Consider the following 4,718-nt stretch of genomic DNA (forward strand, 5'->3'; position numbering starts at 1 on the left):
TGATGAGAATCTATTTTCAGAATAAAGAGAAGCTCCTAAGTAAACATAAAGAGCATACATTGAAATTGCCCAAAAGGTTGTAACACTTACCGAACCAAGTATTCTTAGCAAATTTCCTTCTAATAGATTCCTTGTTAAATATATTCTAGGAACATATTTCCAGGTGTTGAAATTTACTACTGCCAATATAGCTCCTATAACAGCCATTATAACAAATACTGAACGCCAACCGAGAAAATGCTCTAATAACATACCGAATGGAGCTCCTGCCCAAAGAGCTGTTAAGTGTCCTGAAACAACAATTGAAAGCCATGTCCCTGTCCGATTTGGTGGTGCAGTATCTCCAATGATTGCGTAAATCAAAGGAGTAATTGAAGCAACGGATAAACCAGCTAAAATACGGCTAACAATTAACCAAAAAAATGAAGGAGCAAAAGCAGTTAGTATGTTAGAAATGACGAACAACAATAAGCCAAATGTAATTAATGGTCTCCGTCCATTTTTATCTGAAAGCCATCCAAAGAAAGGAGCGGAAAAAGCATATGTGACTGCAAAAACTGTTACCATCCATCCAGTCATCGCTGAACTAACATTATAGGCTTCCGAAATGAACGGTAGTAAAGGAGATACTACAAATAAGTCAATACCCATTAAAAACAATGTTATCCAACCAACACTTAAACCTACCTTCCCACTAAACTCCATTACATCCCCCATTTATAATTATTGTTACATGTATATTCTTTAAAGCTATAAAAAGGACCTCTTGTTCAATCAAACTGCTGCGTTAGCTTAAGTGTAACATCTCACAAACTAAATCGCTTCACGAAAAAACAACTCTAGCCTTTAACAGAGTCAATTAATTTAACTATTCTAAAAAATAAAATTTATGCTACAATACGATTAAATCTGTTTGGAGAAAGGATACAAAACTCTTATGCCAACACTTACTTTGTAATGGATCAACTAAATTGGATAGCACTTTTCCTAATTATTTTAATCAAGGGATTAGTCTGCCCATCTACCATTACAAAGGAACAAGAGCACACCAGTAGTTTCGTATGCTTTTAGGGATCCTTTTGGGGTCTCTTTTTTGTTGTACAAATTAATAACGATTCTACCAATGTCCAAACGGATGCAATTGTTCCTTTATCTTATTATGAGGTGAAGGAAATGACCGTTATACGTCATGATTGGGAAATTCTAAAGAAGCAAACAGTTCGTTCAGAGATAAAGCATTGCAAAATGTGTGGGAGAAACTCTACGTTTACCGACACTAACATACGAAGACATAATTCTAATGGGAAGCATATATACCGTTTTGCTATTTACAAATGTGAAAAAAACCATACATGGAATAAAAAGCTAGACATTTATAAAGCCTTTCGTAAGCATGAGAGGGTTTATGGACGAGAGCCTATACATCAAAAAAGCATTTTGACAGAAATACCCGTTCATCTTTATCTAGAAAATCGAGTATCGGAAGTTCATATAATGATTAAGTCTATAGAAGGGGTGTATCGTATTGACTCTCTTCTTTCTCAACAAATACCTGATTGGAGTAGGACTACTGTCGTTGATAAAATAAAAAGCGGTTCTATTTTGATAAATGACCAATGCATTAAGCCAAGTATGAAAGTAATGCTTCATGACACTATTATGATTAAGCTAGACTAAAATAGTGGTTCTAGTATGTAAAAAAGGAGGCTTGTGACCAACGTCCAAGTCCTCCCTTTTTTATTTCTTATGTCCTCCAAGTAGACCCGCTCGTTTAACAGCAGTGCCAGCTTCCGTATAGGAAACTGCACGTAAAACAGCGGTTGAACCATACTTGTTCCGAAGATAATCCATCGTTTTCCCAAGCTTTCGTTCCTTCCACTTCCCTTCCTCAAAAAGGCTTAGCTGCATCGAGTTCTCTGGCTCTAGATTGGTAATCGAAATGGATAGTTTCCTTACCGGACTGCGGTCGTAAAAGTCATCAAAAATCTGCTCGCATATTTTATAGATTTTCATGGTCGCATTCGTTGGTTCATCTATAGAGCGTGAACGATTGAATCCACCACCCAAAACTTCCTTGCTATAACCGACCGATAGATGGACAGTACGCCCAACCATATTAGCTTCTCTTGCTCGCCTTGCCACGTCCTCACACATTTCCAGTATGACTGCCATTACTTCTTTTTTCGTTCGATAGTCGCGAAACAATACTTGACCCTTTCCATAGCTTATCTGACCATCTACAATGGGTGCTCCCAGTTCCGAGAGATCTATCCCCCAGGCATGGTGGTACAGCTGATTTCCCATCACCCCAAATTTTTCCTCGAGTAGATCCAAGGAAGTGTTTGCGAGCTGCCCTACATTGAAAATCCCCATATTATTTAACGTTTTTTCCAATCGTGATCCAATTCCCCACATTTCACTTAACGGGGAAACAGGCCACAGCTTTTTAGGGATGTCTTTATACGTCCATTTGGCAAAGCCAGTTTTTTTTGCCTCCAAATCAAGTGCAAGCTTTGCCACAAGCATATTCGGTCCCAATCCCACTGCACATGGAAGCTGGAACTGATAATGCAGACCATCCTGAATACGTTTGACTGTACGCTCAATTGGTCCCCAAAGCTTTTCGGTTCCTCCTAAATCAGCAAAGCATTCATCCACGCTATACACATGAATAGATTCACTTGGGACAAACTGATTTAAATAACGTGTTATTTCCATAGAAACCCGAACAAAAAACTCCATTTTTGGCTCTAGCAGATGGATGGAAGGATCGTCTGGTATTTCAAATAATCTAGACCCTGTTTTAACACCAAACCTTTTTTTCATCGGAGGTGACGCAGCAAGCACAATACTTCCCTTCTGCTCCAAGTTTCCAATAACCGCAATAGGCGTATTCATCACATCAAGCCCCGCCTCTGCCGCAGCACAGCTTGCAAAAAAGCTGCGGATGTCTATACAAATAATGCTTCGATCTTCTAAGCCCTCATACATAAAAGCTTCTCCTCCCAAAAGAAACATTTGTTCCTTTTAGTATATTACAAACATACGTTCTTATTCAATGGTAATGTAGACCATTGGAGGAGGTGGTGCATCGAACTGGCTGACCTTTGTTGGGATGGCCATTTTAAATTTAGGCTATGTTAAAGGGAAAGGTTGATTTTAAATATACATAATAAATGAGCTAGGAGATTTTCTCCTGGCCCATTTTACTTTATTATTATTATTTTTTACTAAAGCTACCGGTTAGTTGAATAAGGATTAGGACATAATATCTTTCAATTCCGCTAAAAATTCAGTTTGAAAGCCTACTTCAAAAACTACACACTGGATTATTTTAAGGTCTTCAGAAAAGGCAAACAAACCTTTTAAACCAATAAAAGATAGTGGTGTAAATTCAGGTCTAGGTTTTACTTCCCATGATTGGACTTCACCTATGCAAAGAAAATCATTAGAATTTCGATACTCACTTTCAGAAAAATAGTTTTCAAGAAAATCACTTGCTGAGGAATCTATGAAATCAGTTTGAATCATCTTTTTCCCTTTTAAAAAAGTCTGTTTATAATGAAAGGGGATTTTCAATGGAACAGTTTCCGATATGATTGTAATTAGCCTAGTTGAATAATTGGCGAGAATGGATATGACACCTCTAAAAATGATATGGTACTGCTCAATGTCCTCACACTTTATTTCGAAAATACTTATAGGTATTTCCTTTGCTTTAATACCGAAATTCACTTCTTCTTCATAGTCCTCGCTTATGTTTATAAGTGAGATTTCCACCCTTTATCCCCCCTACGTTAGTTTAAGTGTAACATTTCACATCATATCGCCGATATCTAATTGATGTTTTGGACGTAAAAAGAGACCACCCAAGTGATCTGCCCCGTAAATGTTAGTTGGTGTCTAACATTTACGGGCAGATCAAAATGATGGCCATATTTTGCTAAAGCACCCGTTAATTAAAGAAAAAAACTCTAGATTTATTTTAGACATGCACTTTATTTTGATTTTTACCATTCAATCGTCGTAACACAAGATAGATTCCAGTAATGTAAAGTGGAATCAAAATGAGATGAACCGCCACATTAAAGATAGTCAAATCCCTAATCATCGAGTCCTCTCCCCATTCTAAAATAACAAGCCATAACAGTCCAATCGAGTTAAATATAAATACACTGAAAATCATCACTAGTGGACGTCTTTCATATAGTCCAAATAACATATAAGCAACAAAAAAATAGAAAATTAGCATTCCTATCGATAATGGAATATATTGAGTTAATCTTATCGGAAAGAATAAACCTCCAATTAAAACCATCCCAAAGGTAAATGTAAATATCTTTTTTCTATTTCTATTTATCATTTCAAGATCTGTTTTATTCACTCTCTTCCCCTCTTTTGAATTTGAAATAGATACATTTCGAATTTATTAAACTAACCAGTTGTTTTAGTTCAATCAAAAAAGAGAAGCTTTCATTACCTAGCGGAAGAAGGAAATTCCCTTTAACTTTACCTATTTTACTCTATCAATCTAAAAAGGTCAGAATAAAAAAGTTTTATCGTTGCTTCATTTTCTTTATCGTTATATAATCCAAAGCCATATTCAGTTCCTTCAATTAACCCAACTGAATACATCAATCCTCCTTGAAAATCCTTTGGACGATAGTCAATAGCATCCGAGATGAAGGGGATCAATGAATCGGTTCCAATGAATATTA

General features: G+C 36.5%; 5 protein-coding genes and 1 pseudogene. 1 reads left to right on the top strand and 5 read right to left on the bottom strand.

The genetic code is table 11. The annotated features are described in order from the left end of the window. Positions 1–705, bottom strand: a 705-nt coding sequence (locus tag AC06OU_RS15720) for an MFS transporter (protein ID WP_475857032.1), incomplete at its 3' end; no start/stop codon positions are given. A 468-nt stretch (positions 706–1,173) separates the two neighbouring features. Here AC06OU_RS15720 and AC06OU_RS15725 point away from each other — a divergent pair. Continuing rightward, positions 1,174–1,677: a DUF1062 domain-containing protein gene (locus AC06OU_RS15725; RefSeq protein ID WP_475857033.1), complete on the top strand. Its 504-nt coding sequence runs from the start codon at positions 1,174–1,176 to the stop codon at positions 1,675–1,677. A gap of 60 nt (positions 1,678–1,737) precedes the next feature. Here AC06OU_RS15725 and AC06OU_RS15730 read toward each other — a convergent pair whose 3' ends face one another. From AC06OU_RS15730 to AC06OU_RS15745, 4 genes and pseudogenes are all read right to left on the bottom strand, one after another. Then, positions 1,738–2,991 carry a Y-family DNA polymerase gene (locus tag AC06OU_RS15730; protein WP_475857034.1) on the bottom strand — a complete coding sequence of 418 codons (1,254 nt, stop codon included), beginning with the start codon at positions 2,989–2,991 and terminating at the stop codon, positions 1,738–1,740. A gap of 267 nt (positions 2,992–3,258) precedes the next feature. After that, complete coding sequence (locus AC06OU_RS15735; protein ID WP_475857035.1) at positions 3,259–3,780, bottom strand: hypothetical protein; 522 nt, start codon at positions 3,778–3,780, stop codon at positions 3,259–3,261. Between the two features lie 205 nt (positions 3,781–3,985). Continuing rightward, positions 3,986–4,384, bottom strand: a complete 399-nt coding sequence (locus AC06OU_RS15740; RefSeq protein ID WP_475857037.1) for a hypothetical protein — start codon at positions 4,382–4,384, stop codon at positions 3,986–3,988. Between the two features lie 134 nt (positions 4,385–4,518). Further along, positions 4,519–4,718 (bottom strand): annotated as a pseudogene (locus tag AC06OU_RS15745) (hypothetical protein); the annotation flags it as partial.

The organism is Psychrobacillus sp. (assembly GCF_056205495.1).

What these genes read in the sequence shown, in the direction of transcription:
- AC06OU_RS15725 (WP_475857033.1), top strand. Translation starts at nt 1,174, where the DNA reads ATGACCGTTATACGTCATGATTGGGAAATTCTAAAGAAGCAAACAGTT.
- AC06OU_RS15730 (WP_475857034.1), bottom strand. Translation starts at nt 2,991, where the DNA reads ATGTATGAGGGCTTAGAAGATCGAAGCATTATTTGTATAGACATCCGC.